This window comes from Proteus sp. CD3, from assembly GCF_008808075.1.
GTDB classification, from domain to species: domain Bacteria; phylum Pseudomonadota; class Gammaproteobacteria; order Enterobacterales; family Enterobacteriaceae; genus Proteus; species Proteus appendicitidis.
This window is the reverse complement of the sequence record NZ_CP019686.1, coordinates 3,610,651-3,634,954: the sequence shown is the minus strand read 5'-3', so window position 1 is coordinate 3,634,954 and position 24,304 is coordinate 3,610,651. Positions and strand designations below refer to the sequence as shown.

21 protein-coding genes are annotated in these 24,304 nt (G+C 38.9%); 9 read left to right on the top strand and 12 right to left on the bottom strand.

From position 1 onward, the window contains the following. Nucleotides 1–101: 101 nt before the first annotated feature. Complete coding sequence (locus tag BTA34_RS16190; protein WP_151436435.1) at nucleotides 102–2,309, top strand: extracellular solute-binding protein; 2,208 nt, start codon at nucleotides 102–104, stop codon at nucleotides 2,307–2,309. Between the two features lie 58 nt (nucleotides 2,310–2,367). Here BTA34_RS16190 and ytfE read toward each other — a convergent pair whose 3' ends face one another. The 3 genes from ytfE to norV are packed head-to-tail and all read right to left on the bottom strand — an operon-like array spanning nucleotide 2,368 to nucleotide 5,655. Next, nucleotides 2,368–3,030 carry an iron-sulfur cluster repair protein YtfE gene (ytfE, locus tag BTA34_RS16185; RefSeq protein WP_151436434.1) on the bottom strand — a complete coding sequence of 221 codons (663 nt, stop codon included), beginning with the start codon at nucleotides 3,028–3,030 and terminating at the stop codon, nucleotides 2,368–2,370. A 25-nt stretch (nucleotides 3,031–3,055) separates the two neighbouring features. Continuing rightward, the gene (gene norW / locus BTA34_RS16180; RefSeq protein WP_151436433.1) at nucleotides 3,056–4,210 is read right to left on the bottom strand and encodes an NADH:flavorubredoxin reductase NorW; all 1,155 of its coding nucleotides are present in this window, start codon (nucleotides 4,208–4,210) and stop codon (nucleotides 3,056–3,058) included. Then, complete coding sequence (gene norV, locus BTA34_RS16175; protein ID WP_151436432.1) at nucleotides 4,207–5,655, bottom strand: anaerobic nitric oxide reductase flavorubredoxin; 1,449 nt, start codon at nucleotides 5,653–5,655, stop codon at nucleotides 4,207–4,209. The genes norW and norV overlap by 4 nt, the downstream gene beginning before the upstream one ends. Before the next feature lie 189 nt (nucleotides 5,656–5,844). On the opposite strand from norV, the gene norR reads away from it, so the two are divergent. Beyond that, entirely contained in the window at nucleotides 5,845–7,362 is a 1,518-nt protein-coding gene (gene norR / locus BTA34_RS16170; protein WP_151436431.1) for a nitric oxide reductase transcriptional regulator NorR, read from the top strand. Nucleotides 7,363–7,460: 98 nt separating this feature from the next. On the opposite strand, the gene BTA34_RS16165 is transcribed toward norR, so the two are convergent. From BTA34_RS16165 to BTA34_RS16150, 4 genes are all read right to left on the bottom strand, one after another. After that, complete coding sequence (locus BTA34_RS16165) at nucleotides 7,461–8,030, bottom strand: molecular chaperone TorD family protein (protein WP_151436430.1); 570 nt, start codon at nucleotides 8,028–8,030, stop codon at nucleotides 7,461–7,463. Nucleotides 8,031–8,109: 79 nt separating this feature from the next. Further along, on the bottom strand, nucleotides 8,110–9,009 hold the full coding sequence (locus tag BTA34_RS16160; RefSeq protein ID WP_151436429.1) for a dimethyl sulfoxide reductase anchor subunit family protein: 900 nt from the start codon (nucleotides 9,007–9,009) through the stop codon (nucleotides 8,110–8,112). Then, nucleotides 9,006–9,647 (bottom strand): DMSO/selenate family reductase complex B subunit, encoded by a 642-nt coding sequence (locus tag BTA34_RS16155; protein ID WP_075673997.1) that lies wholly within the window; start codon nucleotides 9,645–9,647, stop codon nucleotides 9,006–9,008. The genes BTA34_RS16160 and BTA34_RS16155 overlap by 4 nt, the downstream gene beginning before the upstream one ends. Continuing rightward, a complete protein-coding gene (locus BTA34_RS16150) occupies nucleotides 9,644–12,064 on the bottom strand; it encodes a DMSO/selenate family reductase complex A subunit (protein ID WP_151436428.1) in 2,421 nt (806 codons plus the stop codon). The genes BTA34_RS16155 and BTA34_RS16150 overlap by 4 nt, the downstream gene beginning before the upstream one ends. Before the next feature lie 446 nt (nucleotides 12,065–12,510). On the opposite strand from BTA34_RS16150, the gene BTA34_RS16145 reads away from it, so the two are divergent. After that, complete coding sequence (locus BTA34_RS16145) at nucleotides 12,511–13,296, top strand: AraC family transcriptional regulator (RefSeq protein ID WP_151436427.1); 786 nt, start codon at nucleotides 12,511–12,513, stop codon at nucleotides 13,294–13,296. Nucleotides 13,297–13,353: 57 nt separating this feature from the next. Here the strand turns inward: BTA34_RS16145 and BTA34_RS16140 are convergent, their stop codons facing one another. Continuing rightward, entirely contained in the window at nucleotides 13,354–14,853 is a 1,500-nt protein-coding gene (locus BTA34_RS16140) for an MFS transporter (RefSeq protein ID WP_151436426.1), read from the bottom strand. An 86-nt stretch (nucleotides 14,854–14,939) separates the two neighbouring features. Between BTA34_RS16140 and BTA34_RS16135 the strand changes: the two genes are divergently transcribed. Next, complete coding sequence (locus BTA34_RS16135; RefSeq protein ID WP_151436425.1) at nucleotides 14,940–15,494, top strand: TetR/AcrR family transcriptional regulator; 555 nt, start codon at nucleotides 14,940–14,942, stop codon at nucleotides 15,492–15,494. A gap of 81 nt (nucleotides 15,495–15,575) precedes the next feature. On the opposite strand, the gene BTA34_RS16130 is transcribed toward BTA34_RS16135, so the two are convergent. The 4 genes from BTA34_RS16130 to BTA34_RS16115 are packed head-to-tail and all read right to left on the bottom strand — an operon-like array spanning nucleotide 15,576 to nucleotide 19,258. Continuing rightward, the gene (locus BTA34_RS16130) at nucleotides 15,576–16,331 is read right to left on the bottom strand and encodes an ABC transporter ATP-binding protein (RefSeq protein ID WP_151436424.1); all 756 of its coding nucleotides are present in this window, start codon (nucleotides 16,329–16,331) and stop codon (nucleotides 15,576–15,578) included. Nucleotide 16,332: 1 nt separating this feature from the next. Beyond that, on the bottom strand, nucleotides 16,333–17,340 hold the full coding sequence (locus BTA34_RS16125) for an iron chelate uptake ABC transporter family permease subunit (RefSeq protein WP_151436423.1): 1,008 nt from the start codon (nucleotides 17,338–17,340) through the stop codon (nucleotides 16,333–16,335). Continuing rightward, nucleotides 17,327–18,289 (bottom strand): ABC transporter permease, encoded by a 963-nt coding sequence (locus BTA34_RS16120; RefSeq protein WP_151436422.1) that lies wholly within the window; start codon nucleotides 18,287–18,289, stop codon nucleotides 17,327–17,329. The genes BTA34_RS16125 and BTA34_RS16120 overlap by 14 nt, the downstream gene beginning before the upstream one ends. A gap of 9 nt (nucleotides 18,290–18,298) precedes the next feature. Further along, the gene (locus tag BTA34_RS16115) at nucleotides 18,299–19,258 is read right to left on the bottom strand and encodes a siderophore ABC transporter substrate-binding protein (RefSeq protein WP_151436421.1); all 960 of its coding nucleotides are present in this window, start codon (nucleotides 19,256–19,258) and stop codon (nucleotides 18,299–18,301) included. 453 nt (nucleotides 19,259–19,711) lie between these two features. Here BTA34_RS16115 and BTA34_RS16110 point away from each other — a divergent pair, with 453 nt between their 5' ends. From BTA34_RS16110 to BTA34_RS16090, 5 genes are all read left to right on the top strand, one after another. After that, nucleotides 19,712–20,038 (top strand): PTS sugar transporter subunit IIB, encoded by a 327-nt coding sequence (locus BTA34_RS16110; protein ID WP_069369489.1) that lies wholly within the window; start codon nucleotides 19,712–19,714, stop codon nucleotides 20,036–20,038. A 94-nt stretch (nucleotides 20,039–20,132) separates the two neighbouring features. After that, nucleotides 20,133–21,491, top strand: a complete 1,359-nt coding sequence (chbC, locus tag BTA34_RS16105) for a PTS N,N'-diacetylchitobiose transporter subunit IIC (protein WP_151436420.1) — start codon at nucleotides 20,133–20,135, stop codon at nucleotides 21,489–21,491. A 61-nt stretch (nucleotides 21,492–21,552) separates the two neighbouring features. Further along, the gene (gene chbA, locus BTA34_RS16100) at nucleotides 21,553–21,900 is read left to right on the top strand and encodes a PTS N,N'-diacetylchitobiose transporter subunit IIA (RefSeq protein ID WP_088494268.1); all 348 of its coding nucleotides are present in this window, start codon (nucleotides 21,553–21,555) and stop codon (nucleotides 21,898–21,900) included. Between the two features lies 1 nt (nucleotide 21,901). Then, nucleotides 21,902–22,759, top strand: coding sequence for a transcriptional regulator ChbR (gene chbR, locus BTA34_RS16095; protein ID WP_151436419.1), 858 nt, complete (start codon nucleotides 21,902–21,904; stop codon nucleotides 22,757–22,759). 160 nt (nucleotides 22,760–22,919) lie between these two features. After that, nucleotides 22,920–24,275, top strand: coding sequence for a 6-phospho-beta-glucosidase (locus tag BTA34_RS16090; RefSeq protein ID WP_151436418.1), 1,356 nt, complete (start codon nucleotides 22,920–22,922; stop codon nucleotides 24,273–24,275). Nucleotides 24,276–24,304 lie beyond the last annotated feature (29 nt).

Sequence of the window (24,304 nt, the reverse complement as noted above, 5' to 3'; positions counted from 1 at the left end):
ATAAATAAATTAAAAATGGAACGTTCAAATCAATTAGCGGTAGTCGGGATAAATAATTCAGGTATGCTAGTAAAAGCAGAAATTGAGATGGAAAAAGGTCAATGGCAACGATTAAAGATATTGCAAAACTAGCAGGTGTCTCTCATGGAACGGTTTCTAACGTATTGAATAAGCGTGGAAATGTAAGTGTTGAGAAAATTGAAGCTGTGTATCAAGCCGCCAAACAAATGGGCTATCAATTAAATACGCAGGCCCAACTGTTAAGAGCTAATAAAAGCCATAAAATTGCGATACTTTTACCTCAATTAGTTTCTGAAAAATATGCTATTTTCTTTAATTCGTTAAGGCAGTCTATTGCTCACTTTCCTGAGGTTACTTACGATCTGTTTTTAACAGACGATCTTGAAACCACAGAATTAGAGGCATTACAGAAAATTGCTGCGGGTGGCTATAAACAAGTGATCACCGTTAGCTGCCTCAAAGATGCAAATATCTATTTTGACACGTTAAAATTATCACCTTCTCAAGTTGCATTTGTTTATCGCCAACCTCTTAATGCTCAACGTTCCTTCACACTCGACTTTGCTCAAGCAGCAGAAGCTATTTGCCAACAGGTTGCAAAAACGACAGGTCAATTAGTGGGTATTTTTATGGGGAGTCGCGATTATTTAAATAATCAAAACTTTGCCAATGAATTACAAAATCGACTTTTAGAGAATGCACCCAATAAAAAACATGTGGTGCTTTGTGCATCCGATGAAGAGAGTTATAAAATTGCGTTTGATTTCTTTTCTCTAGAGCAAATCCCAGACATATTTATCGCTCAAGATATAGAAAAAGCACGTTATTTAACGCAAGCGAGTTATTTCGGTAGTCATAATGATTGTCCACCTATTTTTGCATTGAGCGACAATATTCCACCTGTATTAAAAGGGTTGTATTGCTTTCCAATGAATTACGCTCAACTTGGATTAGAAGTGATGGATGCATTAATACAAGCTGAGGATGAGAGTGAAATAACGGAAATTAATGTGACTTGTGTGCGTAATCAAAGTGACCATCTTTATACTTTAACGCCAGCCGTTATCAGTGAGGATAAAGCAGATATCAGTCTTAACTTACTGATTTTACCTAGCCCTTCAACGAGTGCATTAAAAAAGCTGCTGCCTCATTTTTATCGTCAAACAGGAATTAAAGTTAATTTAGCGATACATCCTTACGATGAAGTCTATCAAATTTTAAGTCAGTTACATTTACATCCCTATTATGATTTATTGCGTATTGATATGGCCTGTTTTCCTTGGTTTGCAGAAAGAATATTACAGCCATTAGATAAGATTGGTCATGGGCTAACGGACTTATTAAATAATTTTTCACTGCCTACTCAGCAGAAATTTAGCTTAGTGAATAATGTTGCTTATGCCATGCCTTTTGATGCTAGTGCGCAACTTCTGTTTTATCGAAAAGACTTGTTTGAAGATCCTATTTTAAAAAGAATGTATTACGAAAAAACAGGTAATGAATTAACCGTACCGACAACATTTGAAGAATACGATAATGTGACGCAGTTCTTTACTGAACAATATGAAGAAGGGCAATTAAGCCGCCCAATGGGCGCTTCAACAACATTGGGCAGTGCAGGGCTGATTGCAACAGAGTATCTATTACGTTATTACGCCAAAGGTGGGTGTTTAATCGGAAGTCATAATATTCCTAGATTAGAAATGCCTTTAGCAGGTGAAATATTAGAAGAATATTTAAAACAGTTGTCGATCACTGAGAATATTCATAATAAGTGGTGGAGTGAGTCGGTTAGGCTATTTGAGCAAGGGCATCTTGCTATGCTGATCGCTTATATGAATTTATTTAATGATGTCGCTCATAGCAATATTTTACCTAAAACGGGTTTTGCACCTGTCCCTGGAAGTATTCCACAATTAGGCGGTGGTGTATTAGGCGTTTCGCGATATAGCCAAAAAGCACAATATGCAGAGCAATTTTATCGCTGGCTTTATTCCCCAATGGTAATGGATCACCTTATTTTATTAGGTGGGAACAGTAATCACCAAAATTTCAGCCATAACCAAGAAATTAGCCATCGTTACCCATGGATGACATTGGCTTATCAAGAAATTAATAAGGGAATACGCGAATCTTCGGTACCTAATGGTAAGTTATTTAATTTACGCCAAGCCGAAATTATTATCGGACAAGGGATCACTAATGTTGTTAATAATATTATGACGATAGATGAGACTATCGAATATATAAATCAGCGTTTGTTGATAGATACTCAAGGTGAGCGGTAGATTTTATTGATCACTATAAAAATAGCAGGGGATGATGAAATCCCCTGTGTGTGAACTATTACTCGCCCGCTAATGCTCTTGGAAATAATAAGTTGTTTTCTAAGCTAATATGATTCATTAAGTCATCAATAAACTCATTAATACCATTATAAAGCACTCGCCATGTTGTACAGGCTTCAGGTGGTGGTGTAACGTTTTTGGTAATAAACTTAATTACTTCAACAATTTCTCCTGCATCATCATGTTCGTGTTCCATAACACTAATGGGTGCACTGGCTTGGCTTCCTAATCCATTTTTTATCATAGGAAAGAGAATGCGTTCTTCTTTCATCATATGGCTTGTCAGTTCATCTAATAATAGTGTTAATTGACGAGCTAGTCCTTTTGGAACAGTCGGTTTTGCTTCATGAACCCGCTCTACTTTTTCCGCTTGTAGAATAAGCTCCGGTAATTGCGCTCTGTGCTTGTCATGATAACGAACAATAATAAAATCAATAATTTCACTCAATGGTGCTTGTCGCCAATCTTTTTCTAAAGGTTGTTCTGAAAGAGCGATAAGTTTATTTTCAATTTCATCAATATTGAGTCCTGCTTTTTCTGCAGATTTACTTAATGTTCTTTTCCCTCCACAGCAAAAGTCGAGGTTATATTGACGAAATATGGCACTGGCACCTGAAATAGATAAAGCCAGTTGGCCGAGAGGTTTATCACGTAAATTCATATCAGTATCTCGTATGTTATTTAAATTAAGCGGACAGCGCTCGCAATAATGTAAAAGCTTCTTTTACCTGCTCTTCTGTTACCACAAAGGCACGTAATACGTCATTTTGATCAAAGCCTTTAGCGATAACACCCGATTGTGTAGTGTTAATATTCCACGTTAAGTCATTACGCGCGGTTTCACCGGCAAGATGTAGAGGCATTAACGGTGTTTTCACCCGAATAATCATTGGCGGTAAATTAAGAGGCGCATTATTTTCACCTACAAGTGATTTTGCTAAATGCATCGCACTTAATTGGATGGGCTGTAAAAAAGGTAATAAATTTCCCTTTATTTGTGCACAATCACCTAAGGCATAAATATCTTTATCACTACTTTGTAGATATTCATTCACAATAATCCCACGGTCAGTATGTAAACCTGCCAAATGAGCAAGCGCTATATTCGGCGCAAGCCCTGTTGCGGCAATAACACAATCAACGGTTAATTGATGATGCTGATTAAATGTCGCTAAAATTCCGTTATCTGTTTGTGTTAATGACTGTAACGGTGATTTGAGCATTAATCGAACACCAATTTCAGTGAGGCTCGATTGTAAGCGACCACTGAGATCGGAGGGGATCAGGGAAGATAATAATTGCCCTGAAATATCGGCAAGGATCACCTCTTTGCCTGCCCGGCTAAAATCCATGGCTAATTCAGTGCCAATTAATCCTGCACCTAAAATTAATATACGTTTAGCTTGATGAATTTGTGCCTGATAAGTTCGATACTCTTGTTGGCTATTAAGCGTAAACATTAACTCATGACCTGAAATAGCAGGGCAATAAGTTTTAGCTCCTGTCGCTAATATCAATTTATCGTAATACCATTGCTCACCTTGGGCGCTCTGAATACGTTTTTCATCCGTATTAATATCAATAATTTGCGTATAAGGATAAATTGCTAATTGATACTGTTGTGCAAAGTCTTCCGCTGTTTGTTTTGTTAAATCATCTGCAGTTTGAGCCTGACTAATCACATGGCTTAAATCTGGCTTGTTATATTCATCAATGCTATCTGAAGCAATGAGAGTAATGGGAATATCGGCATTAAATTTGCGAATATTTTTGACTAATTGGCGTGCGGCAAAGCCTGCACCAATAATTACAATCCCATTATTGAGAAGGTCTGCACTCATTTTGCCTCCTTTGCCAGCGCATCAAAGACATCTTTTCCTAATGAGCACTCAGGGCATAAGAAGCTATCAGGAACTTCGCTCCATGGCGTATTAGGTTGAACGTTTTGCATGGGTTCGCCTATTGCCGGATCGTAAATCCATTGGCACACGCTGCATTGCATACATGGACCTAAATCTACTGCTTCAACATTTGTGGCAATTTCAGGTTGTGATGAGGTTGTGCAACAAGATTGAGTTGAAGGAAGTGGTGCTAAAGCCCATTGACGTGCAATTTCACGACCATATTCACGACAAATCTCTTGAGCTTGCATATCTGGACGCCATTTGGTTTTTAGCGCCAGTGCGGTTTCAAATCCGGCATCCATCAAGCGAGTTTGAATGCGATCAACAGCGCCACCATTCCAACCATAACTCCCGAAAGCTGCCGCTTTTTTATTACGAAAACGTAAGCCTGTCATCTCTTCAAGCATCGCTGCAATTTTTGGCATCATCACATTATTCATTGTCGATGAACCGACTAACACACCCTTAGAACGAAAAGCACTAGTGATAATGTCATTTTTATCACTTTTGGCGACGTTGTAGCTTTTTACAAACACATTCGGATCAATTTCGTTGATACCTTGTGCAATCGCATCTGCCATCATTCGTGTATTGTTTGACATGGTGTCATAGAAAATAGTGATGCGATCTTCTTGATAGTCTGCTGCCCATTTTAAATATAATTCAACGATTTGCGTTGGATTATCACGCCATACCACACCGTGAGAAGTAGCAATCATATCAACAGGTAAGTTAAAGCCTAAAATTTCATTAATTTTGGGTGTTACAAGGCGACTAAATGGCGTCAAAATATTGGCGTAATAGCGTTGGCATTGCTCAAATAATTCTGTTTGGTCAACTTCATCGTTAAATAAACGTTCATCACAATAGTGCTGACCAAAGGCATCGTTACTAAATAAAATCGCATCACCCGTTAAATAAGTCATCATGCTGTCAGGCCAATGTAACATTGGCGTTTCAACAAAAATGAGTTGTTTGCCATTACCAATATCTAGGCTATCGCCTGTTTTAACGATATTAAAATTCCATTCAGGATGATGGTGATGACCATTGATTGAATCAATGGCATTTGCTGTGCAGTAAATTGGGGTATTAGGAATAAAAGACATTAGCTCAGTGAGTGCGCCAGCGTGATCTTCTTCTGCATGATTAATAATAATGTAGTCAATCTCTTCCAGAGCAATTTGTGTACGCAAATTTTGCACAAATTCACGGCTAAATTTATGATCAACCGTATCAATAAGCACATTTTTTTCTTCACGTATTAGGTAACTGTTGTAGCTACTGCCTAATAATGTTTTGTATTCAGTGCCATGAAAATCACGAACTTCCCAGTCACGTTGTCCAACCCAATTAACATTGTTTTTAACATGAATAGCCATTTTGTATTGTTCCTTCTCATTAATCTTTTCATAGGGATATGTATTGATATAATCAAGAAGCGTGCCAGTTTTTATCTTGTTGTTTTCAAATGGTTTTTATTTTTTGGTGATTTTAATGTTGTCAATATGACTATCTTTATCATGTCAAAATGACCATAATAACAGTCATAATGACTATGAGGTGTTTTTATGGGTTTTTCTGTTGATGTGCTGGCTAAAATTGCCATTGAATTACAAAAAGATGTAGGTCATCAAGATAGGTTCCAACGACTGGTGACGACACTACGGCAAGTGCTAAATTGTGATGCAGCAGCGTTGCTTCGTTATGAGCCTCATCAGTTTATTCCATTAGCTATAGATGGCCTTGTCCCTGATGTTTTAGGTCGGCGATTTTTACTTGAAGGGCATCCTCGTCTTGAAACTATCGCGCGAGCAGGCGATGTGGTTCGCTTCCCAGCAGACAGTGATTTACCCGATCCTTATGATGGGCTTATTCCAGATAGAGAACATTTAAAAGTTCATGCTTGTGTCGGATTACCATTATTTGCGGGACAAGATTTAATTGGTACGTTAACGCTTGATGGAATGGACCCTCATCAGTTTGATACCTTTAGTGATGAAGAATTACGTTTAATTGCCGCATTAACCTCTGGGGCATTAAATAATGCGTTATTGATTGAGCAACTCGAAAATCAAAATATGTTATTTACGCCAACCAATACGTTTAAGCCCACAGTCAAAACAGAAATTATTGGTTTATCGTCTTCGATGATGCAACTGAAAAAAGAGATAGAAATTGTTGCTCCCGCTGATATGAATATTTTAGTGAGTGGTGAAACAGGAACCGGTAAAGAGCTGGTGGTAAAAGCCATTCATGAAATGTCTAATCGTGCAGATAATCCGTTAGTCTATTTAAATTGTGCAGCACTTCCTGAAAGCGTGGCGGAAAGTGAATTATTTGGGCATGTAAAAGGGGCTTTTACCGGTGCAATTAGCCATCGTAGTGGTAAATTTGAAATGGCAGATAACGGAACGTTATTTCTTGATGAAATAGGGGAATTATCATTATCACTCCAAGCTAAACTACTGCGAGTCTTACAATATGGCGATATTCAACGGATTGGTGATGATCGTAATTTACGCGTTAATGTACGTGTATTAGCCGCAACAAATCGTGACTTATGGGAAGAAGTCTTGGCGGGAAATTTCCGTGCTGATCTTTTCCATCGATTAAGCATTTTTCCTTTGCATGTTCCGCCATTACGAGAAAGAGACGAAGATATTTTGCTCTTAGTGGGTTATTTTTGTGAGCAATATCGTCAACGTTTTAATCTTACTCAAGTGATTATTAGCCCTGAGTTACGCCTTTATTTATTGCACTATTCTTGGCCGGGTAATGTGCGTGAATTAGAACATACCATTCACCGAGCAATTGTTTTAGCAAGAGCCGGAAATAAAACCGATAGTCTTATTTTACAAGTCAGTCATTTTGCTTTGGGGGCTGAAAATCCAATTCACTCTGGCGCTCAAACGTTACCTTCAGAAGAAAAAAATCTAAAAGAAGCAACGGATGAATTTCAGCGAGACTTAATTAAACAAGCATTGCTACGTAATAACCAAAATTGGGCAGCAACCGCGCGAGAATTATCACTTGATCCGGCGAATTTACGTCGTTTAACAAAACGCTTGGGATTAAAATTATCATAATTTTAAAAGGGATGTTCTTAATGAAAAAAGGTAATTTGGGTGCGTGGTCCAAATTACCTTAAATAATTATGTTAGGATGATAAGTTGTTAATAAATTTCTATTTTCTGAATGCGTTCACCGTGATGGTTACCAGTTCTGTTAATGTGCTATAAAATTGGCTATACCCACTCATTTTTAATTTATTTAAATAGTGAGGTAGCCATGTGGTTAAATGAAGAGAAAATAATTCATTAACCGCGTCTTCTCTTTTTTCTGATGCCAATACTGCCGCTTGAAATAACATCAAACCGATATGATCAACAGGCTCTGGAAAAGGCGTGTTTACTTTTAAGCGTTCCCGTTTTAAAAATTCACTCAATGCAAGAGTAGAATCCCCTTGTAATAAACCCTCAGGATCTAAATAGACCGAACCCCAAGGAGGGGCAGGCAATGCATTTGGACCAACAAAAAGATTTTGCCATTGGTTTTTTAATTGCGCTGTATCGATAGAAGCGGAATCAATTAAACGTTCACACAAACGACTTTCAATTTTACAAGGCCACTGTGTTGCAAAATCCCCAGTTTTAAAAAAGTTGAGTGCAGTTTTATTGGTGTCATCATCAGGTGGGAATAAATAACAAATTCCCAATAAATTAAATGCAGCCGCATAATAAGAGAGTCTGCTCATAATTTTTGATACTTCCTTAAACAAACCCCAATTCATGAGGTTTGTTTTTTTATTATTGAAACAACATGCTCAATGACGATTAGTGAATTGAGTAGAAAACATAGCGCAACATAAAGTCAGCGATAATGGCGATCACACAGCCAAGTGCAAAAATAGACTCAGTTGATTTATCTTGATTTTTAGCGGCTAGGAATTTCACTAAACTATAACCACAAGCCAATACGGCAAAGGTTGCTAAGATCCAACAGGTCGTGCGTAACGAACCAATAGAGTAATAGACTTGAATAGGTGATAACGGGAATGTCACCGATTTTTGGCTATATAGCGTACTCGTTAAATATTGCTCATAAAAAGGTTGATACAGTAATCGGCCAATTAAGCTAAATGCCATTATTCCCCATAATTGCCATTTCCAGCGCATTGGGAAAGAGGCTGGTGGTATTTCAATACCTAACTTATTTCCTATGCGTTGTAATACTTTGATCAGCAAAAAGAAAATAGCAGCACCCAGTGTTAACATTGCTCCGAAGAACATCACATAAGTGTTTGGGTCCATCCATGTCAAAATGGAGGTATGGCGATAAATCGATGCCATACAATAAATATCAAATAGCCCAATCAGAATACTGGTACTTAATAACAGCATTGAGAGTTTGCGAGTGCGCCAGAGCCATAAAAAAGTTACGCCTAGGCAGCCAACAAAAATAGCGGTGACGGCAACTTCACGACTTAGCCAAGCAGAAAAAACATTTCTAATCGCATTAGGGGCATTTAATGGCACACCTAAGTGAGTAATTGAGGCAATAGAGCCTAAACCTGCCAATCCGCAAATAACAAATAAGGCCAATAGCATAAAGCGATAGTAGCTTTCTGCATTGAGATAAAGAGAAAGGCGACGAGCAAAAAGCCCTGTTGTTAGCGCAAGACCAATGGTCGCATTCATCATAAATGTGAAGATTAATAATGACCATTCATTCATTTTCTTTCTCCCTTATTATTAATTCCGTCATTATTGGCACCCTGATGTGGGTTAATAACAAGGTTAGGATGCGTTATTTCAGGGGAAGGTAAACCCGTGACATAATCTAAATCACCATAGCGTTCACGTAGTTCATCAATAGGGCCAAATTGAATTGCACCTAGCGGACAAGTAGCGACACAAACTGGTTGTTCACCTTTTTGCTGTAAATCGATACAAAAGTCGCATTTCGACATCTGTTTGGTTTCTGGGTTCATCTGTGGCGCGCCATAAGGGCAAGACCACGCACAAGCACCACAACCGACGCATTTGTCTGTATCTACCATCACAATGCCGTCACCTTCACGCTTATGCATTGCTGTGGTTGGGCAGTTTTTAACGCAAATCGGATCGTCACAATGGTTACAAGAAATAGATAACGTGTAAGCAAAGACATTATTGACCAGTGCGCCTTTAGGATTTCGGGTATAACCACCGCCCGTAATTTCATAGACACGACGAAATTTGCGTCCGACATCAAGGTTGTTTTTATCTTTACAGGCAACCTGACACGCCTTACAACCTGAACAGCGAGCGCTGTCGATATAAAATCCTAACTGTTTGTTGCTCACAGCGGGATAAACGATAAATTTACTCATGCTTTTGCTACCTCGACCAATAATGTTTGGTGAGCATTGCCGTGTGCCATTGCGGTGCTACGGGATGATGTTAATACGTTGGCACATCCACCTTGATCTATGCCTTTTGCATCAGGTTGCCACCAAGCACCTGCTTGCAAGGCGACGACACCAGGCATAATTCGTTGTGTTAATTTGACGGGAACCATCGTTATTCCGCGATCGTTATACACTTTGACTTTCTCGCCCTCTTTGATGTTTCTATCTTGGGCATCTAACGGGTTTAACCAGAGTTCTTGGCGTTGTACTTCTTGCAACCAAGGGTTGGCAAATTGCGTTGAGTTTGCGCGGTTACGCCCTTTCCATGTGATAAGTTGTAACGGGAATTTATCTGTTAACGTATCTTCAGGACCCTCAATAGCGGGTACATAATGAGAGAGTGCGGGAATATCGACATTATTCATGTCATATAAACGCTTAGAGAAAATCTCAATTTTGCCTGATGGCGTTGGGAATGGATTATTCTCGATATCTTGGATATTTTTCTCAAACGCCACATTTTGAGTATGAGGACGATGTTTTAATAGATGACGACGTTTAACCAATAGCTCTTTAAAGGTTGGGATACCGTCTTCAGGACGTTTAGCACTTGCATCATTGACTAAATATTCAATCCAATCGCGATCGGTCTCTTTACCTTCGCTAAATTGTTCGCCCACGCCTAATTTATCAGCAACTTCACGTAACCAATCGTAGTCAGTACGACGCTCAAATTCAGGCTCAATCACTTTTTCAGAAAGAATAATGTAGTCGCCATAACTCCATGTACCACCGATATTCCAACGTTCTAAGAAGCTGGTTTCTGGCAGTAAAATATCGGCATATTTCGCACTTGGGGTAAGATAGAGATCGCTACAAACAATAAATTCTACTTTCGATTCATCTTCCAGTACTTTGGCGGCATGAAGAATATCGGTATTTTGGTTCGTCATGTAGTTACCCGCCATAGAGAAAATCATCTTGATTTCAGTATCAAGTTTCTCAGCATTCAGTAACCCATTTTTTGGTGTGACTAAGTTTTTATCTTCACACGCTTGCACCCAGTTGGTGATATTAATTTTCGCTTTTACTGGGTTTGTTAATAGGCTTGGCCCTGCGATGGTTTTACGCAGTTCAGAGTTTAATGCCATGCCATAACCCGCCGCCCAACCACCACGCACACCCACATTACCGGTGATAGTGGCAAGTAATGTTGCACCACGCGCCGTCCGTTCACCACAAATATGGCGCTGAGGACCCCAGCCTTGCATTAATGCAGCCGGTTTTGTTGATGCGTATTCACGAGCTAATTGTTTAATCGTATCTGCGGGTACTTTAGTGATGGTTTCAGCCCATTCAGGGGTTTTCTTAATGCCATCTTTTTTACCCATTAAATAGGCAACTAAAGACTCATTTTCACCCACACCTTCAGGCATTTGGTGTTCATCAAAGCCAACAGTGTATTTATCGATAAAGGCTTGATCATGCAGATTTTCACTGACGATGACATACATCATCGCATCCATCATGGCGTTATCTGTTGTTGGCAGTAACGGGATCCACTGATCAGCTAAAGAAGAGGCGGTATCAGAATAACGTGGGTCAACGACAATAAATTTAGTGCCGTTTTTCTTCATTTTTTGGAAGAAATGGTTTGAATGACCAAAAATAGTTTCGTTAGGATTATGACCCCATAAAATAACCAGAGGGGTATTTTCTAACGTATCTAATGTACTGCCACTGGCTGCGGTACCGTAAGTATAAGGCGTCACCGCAAGGGTATTACCGTTACTAACAGAGTGATAGTTTTCCAGAAAACCGCCAGTGATATTAAACAGGCGACGTAGCATATTCGCACCTGAGAAAATACCGCCAGTAACACCTGTACTTAAACTCACAAAGCGAGAAGCGGGACCATATTGCTGGTTAATGCGTTGCATATTTTGCGCAATAAGGGTGGTTGCTTCTTCCCAAGTGATGCGTTCAAATTTTCCTTCGCCACGTTTTCCAACGCGTTTCATTGGGTATTTTAAACGGTCTGGATGATAGACAAATTTTCGATAACCACGACCTCGAACGCAGGCACGCATAATAGGCATCTCTTCATCTAAATCTGCATCTGGGCGTGTGCTAATACGGGTAACTTTGCCATCTTTTACATGGGCACGAATATCACATTTACCGCCACAGTCGAAGCTGCTGCAAGTTGAAACAACGCGTTCACCATCTTCAGTTGTTATTGGTTTTACTGGAATCGCGTTATCTGTTGTCGCAGCAAAAGAGTTTGATGCGAGAAAAGGAAGCGTGACTAATGCTGAGCTAGCTTGAATAAAGTGACGGCGGCTAACATCGCTGAGAATGCTCTTTGTATCACTATCGTGATCGGACTGATTGCTCATAATGAACTCTACCTTAAACATAATAGGCGGATCCCGATATACCCGATACTTGATATAAAGAATGTGCGTGATTTTTCTAGGCTATGAATAAAGGGAATGTCTGGTATCCGCTGCATTATTATTGAATGCATAGATAATTGCAGAATGCTCGAAATAACCTCTGCGAAAGGGATAGTAGTTGATTAATCTTTTGCCAACATTCTAAAACCAGACAATGACATTTGAATTTCAGCCTATTTATTGACAGTGTTAAAAACACGTTTTTTGGATGTTAATAGGGTATGTTAAATAGATATCAAGAAGGTTGAAATTTCACATAAGGCATTTTCGTTATTTATTTAAATATATAACGATTTTAATTATATAGCCCATTATTTGCTAGTGTGTAGGGCGCGCGATAACTGCTATATTAAAAGGACGAAAATAAAAAGAGAGTGACCTAAATTGTGAGAAATGTACCTTTAAAAAGCGTTGATTCACTTGACCGAGATGTTATTGCGCTGGGTACAGACTATTTACCCAATACGTTGTTAGAAACGCATCAACATCGTCGAGCGCAATTTTTATACCCTGCAACGGGGTTAATTGAAGTCAGCACGGATGATGGTGAGTGGGTTATTCCACCGTCTTGTGGTGTATGGATCCCGCCAGAAACAGGGCATGAAACTCGTATGTTAGATGTGAGTACTCGAAGCTTGTATATCGAGCCTTCCGCAGCACCTCGTCATAGCAAACAATGTGAAGTTGTCAGTGTTTCACCTCTTTTTCGTCAATTATTGCTTGAAGCTGTAGATGTACCTGCAGAGTACGATAAAAAAGGGCGAGATGGTCTTTTAATGCAGTTAATCTTATGTGAATTAGCGAAAGCAAAACCGTTACCGTTTTTTGCACCTATTCCACAAGACAGTAAATTAGCTAAATTATGTCGCGATTTTATTCGTAACCCTAAAATAGACTCTTTACCGCAACAGTGGGCAGATAGATTACATAAAAGTGAGCGCTCTTTTAGTCGTTTTTTCCGCCAACAAACAGGAATGTCATTTTCACAATGGCGACAACAAGTCTGCTTATTGAATTCATTAACACAAATCTTATCTGGCTGTGGAATTACTGAAATTGCCTTTGATTTGGGCTATAACAGTGCCGGTTCATTCTCAACTATGTTTAAAAAGCAGATGGGACAATCACCTTCGCATTTTAGTATGGATGCACTGGATATCGATAGATTTTAGTTGATATTAAAAACGCGCCATTTAGACGCGTTTATTTTGTAGAAATCACTTCACAATTTAAGCCACTTTTGTCCTTACGATATTACGTAAACAATAAGGGAGAACCACTAAGCTAAGTGCAGTAATAATTGCAGTCGCGGTTAGCACGACAAAAAAGGCATTTTCAAAGGCGATGTTTGCCTGAGAGATAACCAGAGAAGCCACATCATTTGGTAATTTTTCTGCCACAATAAGTGCCTCATCTAAACTGTCATATACCGCATCATTAATTATTAATGAGTCAGGTAGCATCAGTTTTAAGGTGTATACCGTACTCATCAAACTGCCCATAAAAGTCACACCAATCACACTGCCTAGCTCATAAGCCACATCTTCAATTGATGCCGCCATTCCTGCTTGTCTATCTGCAACACTCAACATAATTGATGTCGATGCGGTAGTAAAAATAATACCTAAACCAAAGCCGATTAAGAATAAGCTACCGATTAACACCATTGGCGATGTTGTTTGAAAAACGGCAATTAACCACAGATTTCCCACTAAAGTAAGCATAAATCCGGCAATAATTAAGCGAACTTCACCTAAACGACCCAAGAAATAACCTGCCAATGGAGAAGCAAGTACAGAGCCAATTGGGATAGGTAAGATCACTAATGCCGCATTTAAAGGCGTAAAACCTGCAACAAGCTGTAAACGTTGGCTAAGCAATAATTCAATGCCTACAATGATCACCATAGAAAGCACCGCCATTAAAATACCGATACTAAAAAAGCGATTTTTAAATAGCTTAAAGTCAATCATTGGGTGGGTCTGTTTACGTTGGCGTAAAGTAAATAGAGTGAGGAAAACGACGGCAATAATGGTGGCAATCGTAGCTTCATTCCACTGTGTATAAGGTTTTCCTATTTCTTTTAAGGCATAAATGGCACTGATCAAACCCACTAAAATAAGTACTGAGCTTAAATAATCGATTTTATGGCGACCATGCCCTGCAAATGTAGGAATCAGCCAAATAGAAAACGGTAATACCAAAAGCACAATGGGAACGTTAATTAAAAAGACAGAACCCCACCAAAAGTTATTTAATAAAATACCGCCAATTAAAGGTCCTAAAGCAGCACCGCCAGATGCAACCGCAGACCAAATACCAATTGCAATAGCCCGCTCTTGTGGATCGCAAAAAACTTGGCGCACTATTGATAATGTTGCTGGCATACTCATTGCTGCTCCTACCGCTAAAAAACCACGAGAAGCAATTAAGGTTGTTGCGGTGGGAGAAAAAGCTGCACACAAAGAAGCGAGAGCGAATAGCGGTAAGCCACAAATAAAGAGTGTTTTATGACCGATCCTGTCTGTGAGCATACCCGCTGCGGGTAATAATCCAGCAACAATCAATGGATAAGCATTCATTATCCATAATTTTTCTGATGCACTTGCGTTTAAATCATAAGTTAAACGTGGCAATGCGGTATAAAGCACTGTTACATCAACAACAATCAGAAACAGCATGCTAGATACCAAAAGTAATACTATCCAACGTTTATAATCTTTTATCATAGAAATCTCAGTTATTTTTATGTGTATTATTTTTACTAGCGGCTACAATATAAATCCATACGACCGTATTGAAAAGGGGTTTTTTTATGGGACGTCAAAGAACCATTGATAGAGAAAAACTGTTAGAAGCTATCTTCGACATTGTGATGGAGCAAGGAGCGGCAGCATTAACGATTGATACTGTTGCAAAAAGAATGGGGATCTCAAAAGGGGGCGTTCAATACTGTTTTAGCAGTAAAGAGGCGATGATAGATGCCATGTTTGAGCACTGGGAAGGCAGTTATGAAACGCAATTTAAAAAAATCGTTGAAAAGGATAATTCTCCTGATAATCGTGTCGCTGCCCATATTCATGCCACTCACAATCACGATAAAGTCTCTTTTGCCAAAGGGGCGAGTTTGATGGCGGCATTGCTACAAACGCCTGAATATCTGCAAAGTACAAAAGAGTGGTATCAGCAACGGTTAGCAGGTGTTGATACGACAACAGAAGCCGGAAAACGCGCTCGATTGGCATTTTTAGCGACAGAAGGCACTTTTTTACTGCGTTATTTTGGATTAATGGATATTGATGATAATGAATGGCAATCTATCTTTGAAGATATTGATTCAGAGTTACTTCAGCAAGGGAAAAGGCAATAAAAAAGCATGTTGTTAATGAGAAGAACAACATGCTTTTTATTGAAGATAATCGGGCTAAATGGCATTAGTAATACATGGAAATTAGTAATACATAGCAATTAGCTTATTATCTAGCTCTTTAACATCAACGGGTGTATCGAAAATATCTTCGATAATATCTGCTTTCATGATCTCTTTTGGTGAACCGTGATAATACAGTTGTCCGTTACGCATGGCTAAAATATAGTCAGAATAAACAGAGGCAAAATTGATATCATGAATAACGATAATAATGGTTTTTCCTAATTCATCTGCGGCTTTTCGCAGAAGTTTCATCATGATCACCGCATGCTTCATATCAAGGTTATTCAGTGGTTCATCAAGCATGACATATTCTGTGTCTTGGCATAGCACCATTGCAACATAGGTACGTTGACGTTGCCCACCCGATAATTCATCTAGATAGCGATAACGAAATTCAGTTAAATTTAAAAAGTCTAATGACTCATCAATGACTTTTTTATCATCGAGCGTTAAACGACCTTTGCTGTAAGGATAACGCCCAAAACTGACTAATTCTTCTACGGTTAAACGACTAACAAACTGGTTTTCTTGACGCAGTATTGAAAGATTTTTAGCAAGAATATCGCTATCAGTTGCAGCAACATCCATACCATTAACGGTCACCATGCCACTTTCAGGAAGTAATAAACGTCCAATAACAGAAAGTAGTGTTGATTTACCCGCGCCATTAGGGCCGATGATCGAAGTAATACCGCCACGTTGAATTGTTGTTGTAATATTATCGAGAACGGTTGTGTCTTGATAACGTTTTGATATTTTGCTGATTTCAATCATATTAAAGTCTTCTTAACACCAAATAGATAAAGAACATCCCACCAACAAACTCAATCACAACAGAAAGTGTTCCTGTCATTTTTAAACCGTACTCTAAAACCAGTTGTCCACCGACTAAGGCAATCGTACCCAGTAGGAAGGCGACGGGCATCAAGAAACGGTGCTGGCTGCTGCCACTGATATGGTAAGCAAGGTTAGCGACAATTAAACCCAAGAAGGTTAACGGGCCAACTAAAGCGGTAGAAACTGCAACTAAAACAGAAATCAGTAACAGAATATAAGTGGTCTGCTTGCGGTAATTAATCCCGAGGTTAATGGCATTTGCTTGTCCTAATGCCATGACATCAAAGCTATAACGCATACGCCAAAGTAAAGCACCGACAACCACAATTATGGCTAAGGCACAAAAGATAAGATCAGGAGTGGCACGAGTGAAAGTGGCAAACATGCGACCTTGTAAGATGGAAAACTCATTAGGGTCCATCAAACGTTGTAATAGCGTTGCGGAACTACGAAATAGCGTACCTAAAATAATCCCAATCATGAGGACTAAATTAATGTTAAAGCGTACAGAGCTAAACAGCCAGCGGTAGAGTACAACGGAAAATAGCACTAGCAATGTCGATTCTAAGAAAAACTTAGATAGGTTCAACATCCACGAGGCAGGCATATCGCCTTCAAAGAAAACAAACACGGTTTGTAGCAATACAAACAGGGCTTCTAATCCCATTAGTGAAGGCGTCAAAATACGGTTATTGGCGATGGTTTGAAACAATATCGTGGAAACACCCGCAGCAAAAGCCACCACAATCATAGTAAGAATGATGTAAGCGCGGTGAGTCAAAATATAAGAGATATTGCCGTTTAGGTTTATCGTCATAAATAACACAATAGATAATAACGATGCCCCTAATAATAACCAGATGCGAGACATAGGTGAGAGGCGCATTTTCTTATGTTCGACAGCGCCAGTACATTTGCTAATTATGGATGAATTAACTTTTTGCATAACGTTGCTGCTTTAATATTAAGAAAAGGAAAATAACGGCACCCACTGCGCCCAAAATAACGCTGGCAGGAATTTCAAATGGGTAGCGAATAAGGCGGCCAATCACATCACACAGTAAAACAATCGCACCACCACTTAAGCAAACCCAAGGAATGGTTTTGCGGATGTTATCGCCCATCACTAAGCTCACCAGATTGGGTACAATTAAGCCGAGGAAAGGTAATGCACCGACAACAGAAACCACAACACCACTGATAAGCGCGATAATCGATAACCCAATGATCATCACTTTGCGGTAATTAAGTCCTACGTTAATGGAAAATTCACGTCCCATTCCGGCAACAGTAAAGCTATCTGCAACCCAACACGCCATGATTGCTAACGCACCGACAAGCCATAACAGCTCGTAACGGCCTTGTAGCACACTTGAGAAATCGCCACTTGTCCATGCATCTAATGATTGCAGTAAATCGAAATATACCGCTAAGAAGATGGTGAGTGCGCCAATAACTGCACTGAGCATAATGCCGACTAAAGGAACTATCAGTGTTGTTTTTAAGGTGATCCTTTGCAAAAGCAACATAAACAACAACGTACCCAAAAGGGCAAAAACCGTTGCGACCATCATTTTGGTAAAGATGCCAGCCGCGGGAAAGAGCAGCATGACGACTAATAATCCAAGGCTTGCAGATTGTGTGGTTCCTGCAAGAGAGGGTTCGACGAAGCGGTTTTGAGTGAGTAGTTGCATGATTAAACCTGCAACACTAATGGCACCACCGGCGAGTAATAATGATAGGGTTCTTGGAACTCGGCTGATAAAGAAGATATCACGCATATCGGGATCAGAAAAAAGCGAAGCAGGAGTAATATCTCCTGCGCCGACAAATAGACTGATCATTGAGAGGATAGCGATAACCCCTATCCCCAATGATAAATGGAACGTTTTCATTCAGTTACTTTATTTTTTTTGATCCAATGCCTGATTAATTGTATCCATTAAGCGAGAGTAAGTTTGGATCCCGCCAGAGATATAAATGGAACTTGCATCAAGATAGATAACTTGATCTTTATTCCAAGCATTTACTTTTCTTACCAGTGCATTATCTAGAACTTGTTGAGCAGGTTGTGAATCTTCACGACCAATTGCGGCATCACGGTCAATAACAAACATCCAATCTGGGTTAAGTTTTAACAGTAATTCAGAGTTAACGATGTTGCCGTGTGAACCTGGGCTATCAAAAACATAAGCGGGTTCAAAACCTAATACATCATAGATAAAGCCAAAGCGAGAGCCTGGACCATAAGCAGAAATTTTACCGCCACTGACTAAAACGACCATTGCTTTACCTGCGTCTGGCGTTTTGGCTTTTACGGTAGCAATTTTGCTATTGAAATCAGCCAGTAATTTTTTGGCTTGTTCTTCTTTGCCAAAAATTTGACCTAATGTTGTTGTACGTTCAGCAAGGCTTTCGACAAAATGTTTAGGGTCGATATCCATTGAAATCGCAGGTGCAATTTCACTTAATTTTGGGTACGCATCACGAGCACGGCTACCACTTAAAATTAAATCAGGTGCTGTTGTGCTGAGCTTTTCATAGTTCGGCTCAAATAATGCACCTTCATTGATATAGTCGTTCGGATTGGTGTACTTCTCTAAGAATTTTGGTAAATGAACATTCGTTTGTGGAAGACCAACAATAGGAGCACCTAATGCATCAATAATATCGAGGGTTTCCATATTCATCACAACCACTTTTTGTGGATGTGCAGGGATTTCAGTTGTCCCTTGGAAATGTTCAATCGTGAGAGTTTGTTTCTCTGCTGATTGTGCTGTTGATGTGTCTTGAGCGTTATCACAACCAGCGATAACAAGTGAAGAAAGCAGTAAAAACAGTGGGCTTAATGACTTTTTAAACATTCTCTTTCCCATATTGTTGCAACACGAAATAACACGGATCTTTACAGCAGTGGCCTAAATGTCGATCCACAAAGAAGACGATAATACCATCAAAAATATAAAGAGTAATGATACTAATTCACATTCTCATAATAATAAAGAATTAACTTGACTTAAATGGCGAAATTTTGCGAATGGTCATAGATGTTGATCAGAAAGACAAATTTCGTGACGTGAAAGAACTCTTCAGATTATTTGCTCAATTTGTGAAGAGTGTCAAAAGAGTAGGTCAAGGAGAGACAATTCTGAACTGATAAGAAATATCGTTAACTAGTATCATTGCGTATACTTCATTCAAGCAGAAACAATCCTTATTTTAATCTTACTTCGGTTTCTGTACTGACACAGTAATGAATGCACAAGAGAAAGCCTTGTTATCTCTAGGGTAAATCGTTGCCAACTCAAGAGGGTTTTATGCAAAAGAAATATATTTACTTATTTTGTTCTGCTGGCATGTCAACATCTCTTCTCGTGACCAAAATGCGAGCGCAAGCAGAAAAATATGAAGTGCCTGTGGTCATTGAAGCATTTCCTGAAACCTTAGCAGCACAAAAAGGACAGGATGCGGATCTGATTTTACTGGGTCCACAAATTAGCTGGATGTTGCCTGATATCCAAAAATTACTCCCTAATAAGCCGGTCGAAGTGATCGATTCTTTGTTATACGGAAAAGTAGATGGCTTAGGCGTGTTAAAAGCCGCTGTCGCCTCTATTAAAAAAGCATCTGCAACAACAAATTAATTCTATTTTTTATTTTTTTATTATTTCTATTCCAGTCAAAGAGCGAATTTTTCAGCAAGCCGAGCAATTAGCGGCATTTTAAGGGTATTTTTCTATGAGTAAGTTTATTGGTTCACTTGAAAAGGTACTCCTTCCTTTTGCGGTTAAAATTGGAAAGCAACCTCACGTTAATGCAATTAAAAATGGCTTTATTCGTTTAATGCCATTAACCCTTGCAGGGGCAATGTTTGTACTTATCAATAACGTTTTTCTTAGTTTTGGTGATGGCTCCTTCTTTTATTCTTTAGGTATCCGCCTTGATGCATCCACAATAGAAACACTCAATGGTTTTAAAGCCATAGGGGGGAATGTTTATAACGGTACATTGGGCATAATGTCGTTGATGGCACCGTTCTTTATCGGGATGGCATTAGCCGAAGAGCGTAAAGTTGACCCGATTGCGGCAGGCTTACTCTCTATTGCGGCATTTATGACAGTAACACCTTATAACGCAGCGGGTGCATATGCAGTCGGCGCGAATTGGCTAGGCGGGGCAAATATTATTTCAGGTATCATTATTGGTCTTGTTGTGGCTGAAATGTTTACCTTTATTGTGCGTCGCAACTGGGTTATCCGTTTACCAGATAGCGTGCCAGCATCTGTTTCGCGTTCATTCTCTGCATTAATTCCAGGCTTTATTATCTTATCAGTGATGGGGATTGTTTCGTGGGGATTAGCGACGTATGAAACGAACTTCCATCAAATTATTTTAGATTCTATCTCAACACCATTAGCATCAATGGGATCTGTGGTTGGTTGGGCTTACGTTATCTTCACTTCTTTACTGTGGTTCTTTGGTATTCATGGATCGCTCGCCCTTGCCGCACTTGATAGCGGTATTATGACGCCTTGGGCGTTAGAGAACGTCTCAATTTATACAGAATACGGTTCAGTGGAAGCGGCACTCGCAGCGGGTAAAACATTCCATCTCTGGGCGAAACCAATGTTAGATTCCTTTATCTTCTTAGGGGGGACAGGGGCAACACTGGGACTTATTCTGGCTATCTTTATCGCATCTCGTCGCGCTGATCATCGTCAAGTGGCAAAACTGGCATTACCAGCAGGTTTATTCCAAATTAACGAACCGATTATTTTTGGTCTGCCTGTCATTATGAACCCAGTGATGTTTATTCCATTTATTCTTATTCAGCCTATTCTTGCTGCAATTACGGTGACGGCTTATTACTTAGGGATAATCCCACCAGTAACAAATATTGCACCGTGGACAATGCCAACCGGGCTAGGTGCCTTCTTTAATACCAACGGTAGTATTGCGGCACTGTTATTAGCACTGTTTAACTTGGGTGTTGCCACACTGATTTATCTTCCTTTCGTGATTATTTCAAATAAAGCGCAAACTGAAATTGAAAAAGAAGAAAGTGAAGAAGATATTGCCAATGCGTTGAAATTTTAAGTGATAGAAAACACAAGTGCAGAGGCTTCTCTGCACTTGCCAGTGTCAAAGAGGGAATATGATGTTAGATATTGAAAATGCCGTTGATAGCAGTGCAACCGATGATGAATTTGAAGAGATCATTATGGGGCTTATCATTAATTCAGGCCAAGCGCGTAGTGTGGCTTATGGTGCATTAAAAAAAGCCAAAGAAGGTGATTTTGATGGCGCGAGAAAATTAATGGAACAATCTCGCGAAGCATTAAATGAAGCACATAAAATACAGACTCGTTTAATTGGTGATGACCAAGGTGTAGGAAAAACGAAAGTCAGTTTGGTATTAGTTCACGCACAAGATCATTTAATGACCTCGATGTTAGCCAGAGAGTTAGTGACAGAATTAATCGAGTTACATGAGAAGATAAAATAAGATGAATACCGTGGTGGAGTCATTGAAAGCGCAAAGCGAAATACGCATGGTCTATGAAGATCAGCTATTTAATGGCAAAAACTTTCATGTCTTTATTTATAATAAAACAGAAAGTGTTAGTGGATTGCATCAGCATGATTATTATGAATTCACCATCGTATTAACAGGGCGTTATTATCAAGAGATTAATGGTAAAAAGATTTTATTAGAACGGGGCGACTTTGTTTTTATCCCCATAGGTTCTCATCATCAAAGTTTTTATGATTTTGGTGCAACTCGCATTTTAAATGTGGGAATTAGTAAAGCCTTTTTTGATAAACATTATCTCTCGTTATTGCCTTCTTATTTTATTGCCTCACAAGTTTATGAATTGAAAAATGAGTTTCTGTCCTATATTGAATCGGTTATTGGCTCCCTGAACTTCCGCCATACTGAATTTAATGAATTTATTGAAATTGTCACCTTTAATGTGGTGAATAGATTACGACACCATCGAGAAAATAGAACACAAGACGATATTCCCTTATGGCTGAAAGACACTGTAAGCGAGATGCATGACAAACAAAAATTTGGTGAAAATGCATTGGTTAATATGGTGATGTTATCCGGGAAATCACAAGAATATTTAACCCGAGCAACTCGGCGTTATTACGATAAAACACCGATGCAAATTATTCATGATATTCGAATTAATTTTGCGAAAAAACAATTGGAAATTACAAACTATTCGATAACAGATATTGCTTTTGATGCGGGTTACAGCAGTCCAAGTTTATTTATTAAGACATTTAAGAAAATAACTTCGCTGACACCAAATAGTTATCGGAAAAATTTATACAGTATTAAAGAAACAAACTAATTCATTATTAAGCGTAAGAAATTAATCAACAATAAAGATTAATTTTATTGAAAATAGAGAGAAAGAAGAAAATAAGCTTATTTTCTTCGTGGCTCTTTACGCCTTAATTTCGCCATTAATACACAAATAACAGCACTATTACGCTGTATGGGAGTATTTTATGAGTCATAAATTAAAAGTAGTTACCATTGGTGGTGGAAGCAGTTATACGCCTGAATTATTAGAAGGTTTTATTAAGCGTTATCATGAACTACCGATCACTGAATTATGGTTAGTGGATGTTGAAGAAGGGAAAGAGAAACTCGATATTATTTTTGAGCTTTGCCAACGCATGGTAAAAAAGGCGGGTATTCCTTTAACCCTTTATAAAACTCTGGATCGCCGTGAAGCATTAAAAGAGGCTGATTTTGTCACAACACAATTGCGTGTTGGTCAATTGAAAGCAAGGGAGCTTGATGAATCTATTCCTTTAAGTCATGGTTATTTAGGACAAGAAACCAATGGTGCTGGTGGGCTATTTAAAGGCTTACGTACTATCCCTGTTATTTTCGATATTATTAAGGATGTTGAAGAAATTTGCCCTGATGCGTGGATCATCAATTTTACCAATCCAGCAGGCATGGTAACAGAAGCCGTTTATCGCCATACCAATTTTAAGAAGTTTATTGGGGTTTGTAATATTCCAATCGGTATGAAAATGTTTATTACCGATGTTTTGAAATTAACGGATAAAGATGAACTCTCTATTGATTTATTTGGCTTAAATCATATGGTGTTTATTAAAGACGTTATTGTAAATGGTCAATCCCGTTTTCCTGAATTATTAGACGGTGTGGCTTCAGGAACATTAACCGCTGGCTCTGTGAAAAATATTTTTGACCTGCCCTTTAGTGAAGGGTTGATCCGCTCTCTTAATATGTTGCCGTGCTCTTATTTACTGTATTACTTTAAGCAAAAAGAGATGTTAGCTATTGAAATGGGCGAATATTATAAAGGTGGCGCTCGCGCTAAAGTAGTACAAAAAGTCGAAAAGCAATTGTTTGAATTGTATAAAGATCCTGATTTAAATATCAAACCAAAAGAGTTGGAATTACGTGGTGGGGCTTATTATTCTGATGCCGCCTGTGAAGTGATTAATGCTATTTATAATGATAAACAAGCTGAACATTATGTGAATATTCCTCACCATGGTCATATCGATAATATTCCAGCAGATTGGTCAATTGAAGTGACCGCTATTTTAGGACGTGATGGTGCTAAACCTCATCCTCGTTTAACGCATTTTGATGAAAAAGTAATGGGATTAATTCATACCATCAAAGGCTTTGAAATCGCGGCCAGCAAAGCGGCTATTAGTGGCGAATTAAATGATGCTTTATTAGCGATGAACTTAACACCGTTAGTACTTTCAGATAAAGATGCAGAAGTACTTACGCGTGAAATGTTATTAGCACATAAAGCACATCTACCTAATTTTGCTAAAGCAATTGCTGAATTAGAAAAAGCCTCTCATTAATTGTCGGTAGATAAAAATAAGTCATAAGG

Bases quoted from the DNA above. Each gene is read 5' to 3' on its own strand.
- BTA34_RS16190 (WP_151436435.1), top strand. From the start codon at position 102: ATGGCAACGATTAAAGATATTGCAAAACTAGCAGGTGTCTCTCATGGA.
- BTA34_RS16135 (WP_151436425.1), top strand. From the start codon at position 14,940: ATGGGACGTCAAAGAACCATTGATAGAGAAAAACTGTTAGAAGCTATC.
- BTA34_RS16090 (WP_151436418.1), top strand. From the start codon at position 22,920: ATGAGTCATAAATTAAAAGTAGTTACCATTGGTGGTGGAAGCAGTTAT.
- BTA34_RS16150 (WP_151436428.1), bottom strand. From the start codon at position 12,064: ATGAGCAATCAGTCCGATCACGATAGTGATACAAAGAGCATTCTCAGC.
- BTA34_RS16115 (WP_151436421.1), bottom strand. From the start codon at position 19,258: ATGTTTAAAAAGTCATTAAGCCCACTGTTTTTACTGCTTTCTTCACTT.
- norV (WP_151436432.1), bottom strand. From the start codon at position 5,655: ATGGCTATTCATGTTAAAAACAATGTTAATTGGGTTGGACAACGTGAC.
- BTA34_RS16160 (WP_151436429.1), bottom strand. From the start codon at position 9,009: ATGAATGAATGGTCATTATTAATCTTCACATTTATGATGAATGCGACC.
- BTA34_RS16125 (WP_151436423.1), bottom strand. From the start codon at position 17,340: ATGCAAAAAGTTAATTCATCCATAATTAGCAAATGTACTGGCGCTGTC.
- BTA34_RS16140 (WP_151436426.1), bottom strand. From the start codon at position 14,853: ATGATAAAAGATTATAAACGTTGGATAGTATTACTTTTGGTATCTAGC.
- BTA34_RS16130 (WP_151436424.1), bottom strand. From the start codon at position 16,331: ATGATTGAAATCAGCAAAATATCAAAACGTTATCAAGACACAACCGTT.
- chbR (WP_151436419.1), top strand. From the start codon at position 21,902: ATGAATACCGTGGTGGAGTCATTGAAAGCGCAAAGCGAAATACGCATG.
- BTA34_RS16120 (WP_151436422.1), bottom strand. From the start codon at position 18,289: ATGAAAACGTTCCATTTATCATTGGGGATAGGGGTTATCGCTATCCTC.
- ytfE (WP_151436434.1), bottom strand. From the start codon at position 3,030: ATGAATTTACGTGATAAACCTCTCGGCCAACTGGCTTTATCTATTTCA.
- norW (WP_151436433.1), bottom strand. From the start codon at position 4,210: ATGAGTGCAGACCTTCTCAATAATGGGATTGTAATTATTGGTGCAGGC.
- chbC (WP_151436420.1), top strand. From the start codon at position 20,133: ATGAGTAAGTTTATTGGTTCACTTGAAAAGGTACTCCTTCCTTTTGCG.
- BTA34_RS16165 (WP_151436430.1), bottom strand. From the start codon at position 8,030: ATGAGCAGACTCTCTTATTATGCGGCTGCATTTAATTTATTGGGAATT.
- BTA34_RS16155 (WP_075673997.1), bottom strand. From the start codon at position 9,647: ATGAGTAAATTTATCGTTTATCCCGCTGTGAGCAACAAACAGTTAGGA.
- BTA34_RS16110 (WP_069369489.1), top strand. From the start codon at position 19,712: ATGCAAAAGAAATATATTTACTTATTTTGTTCTGCTGGCATGTCAACA.
- chbA (WP_088494268.1), top strand. From the start codon at position 21,553: ATGTTAGATATTGAAAATGCCGTTGATAGCAGTGCAACCGATGATGAA.
- norR (WP_151436431.1), top strand. From the start codon at position 5,845: ATGGGTTTTTCTGTTGATGTGCTGGCTAAAATTGCCATTGAATTACAA.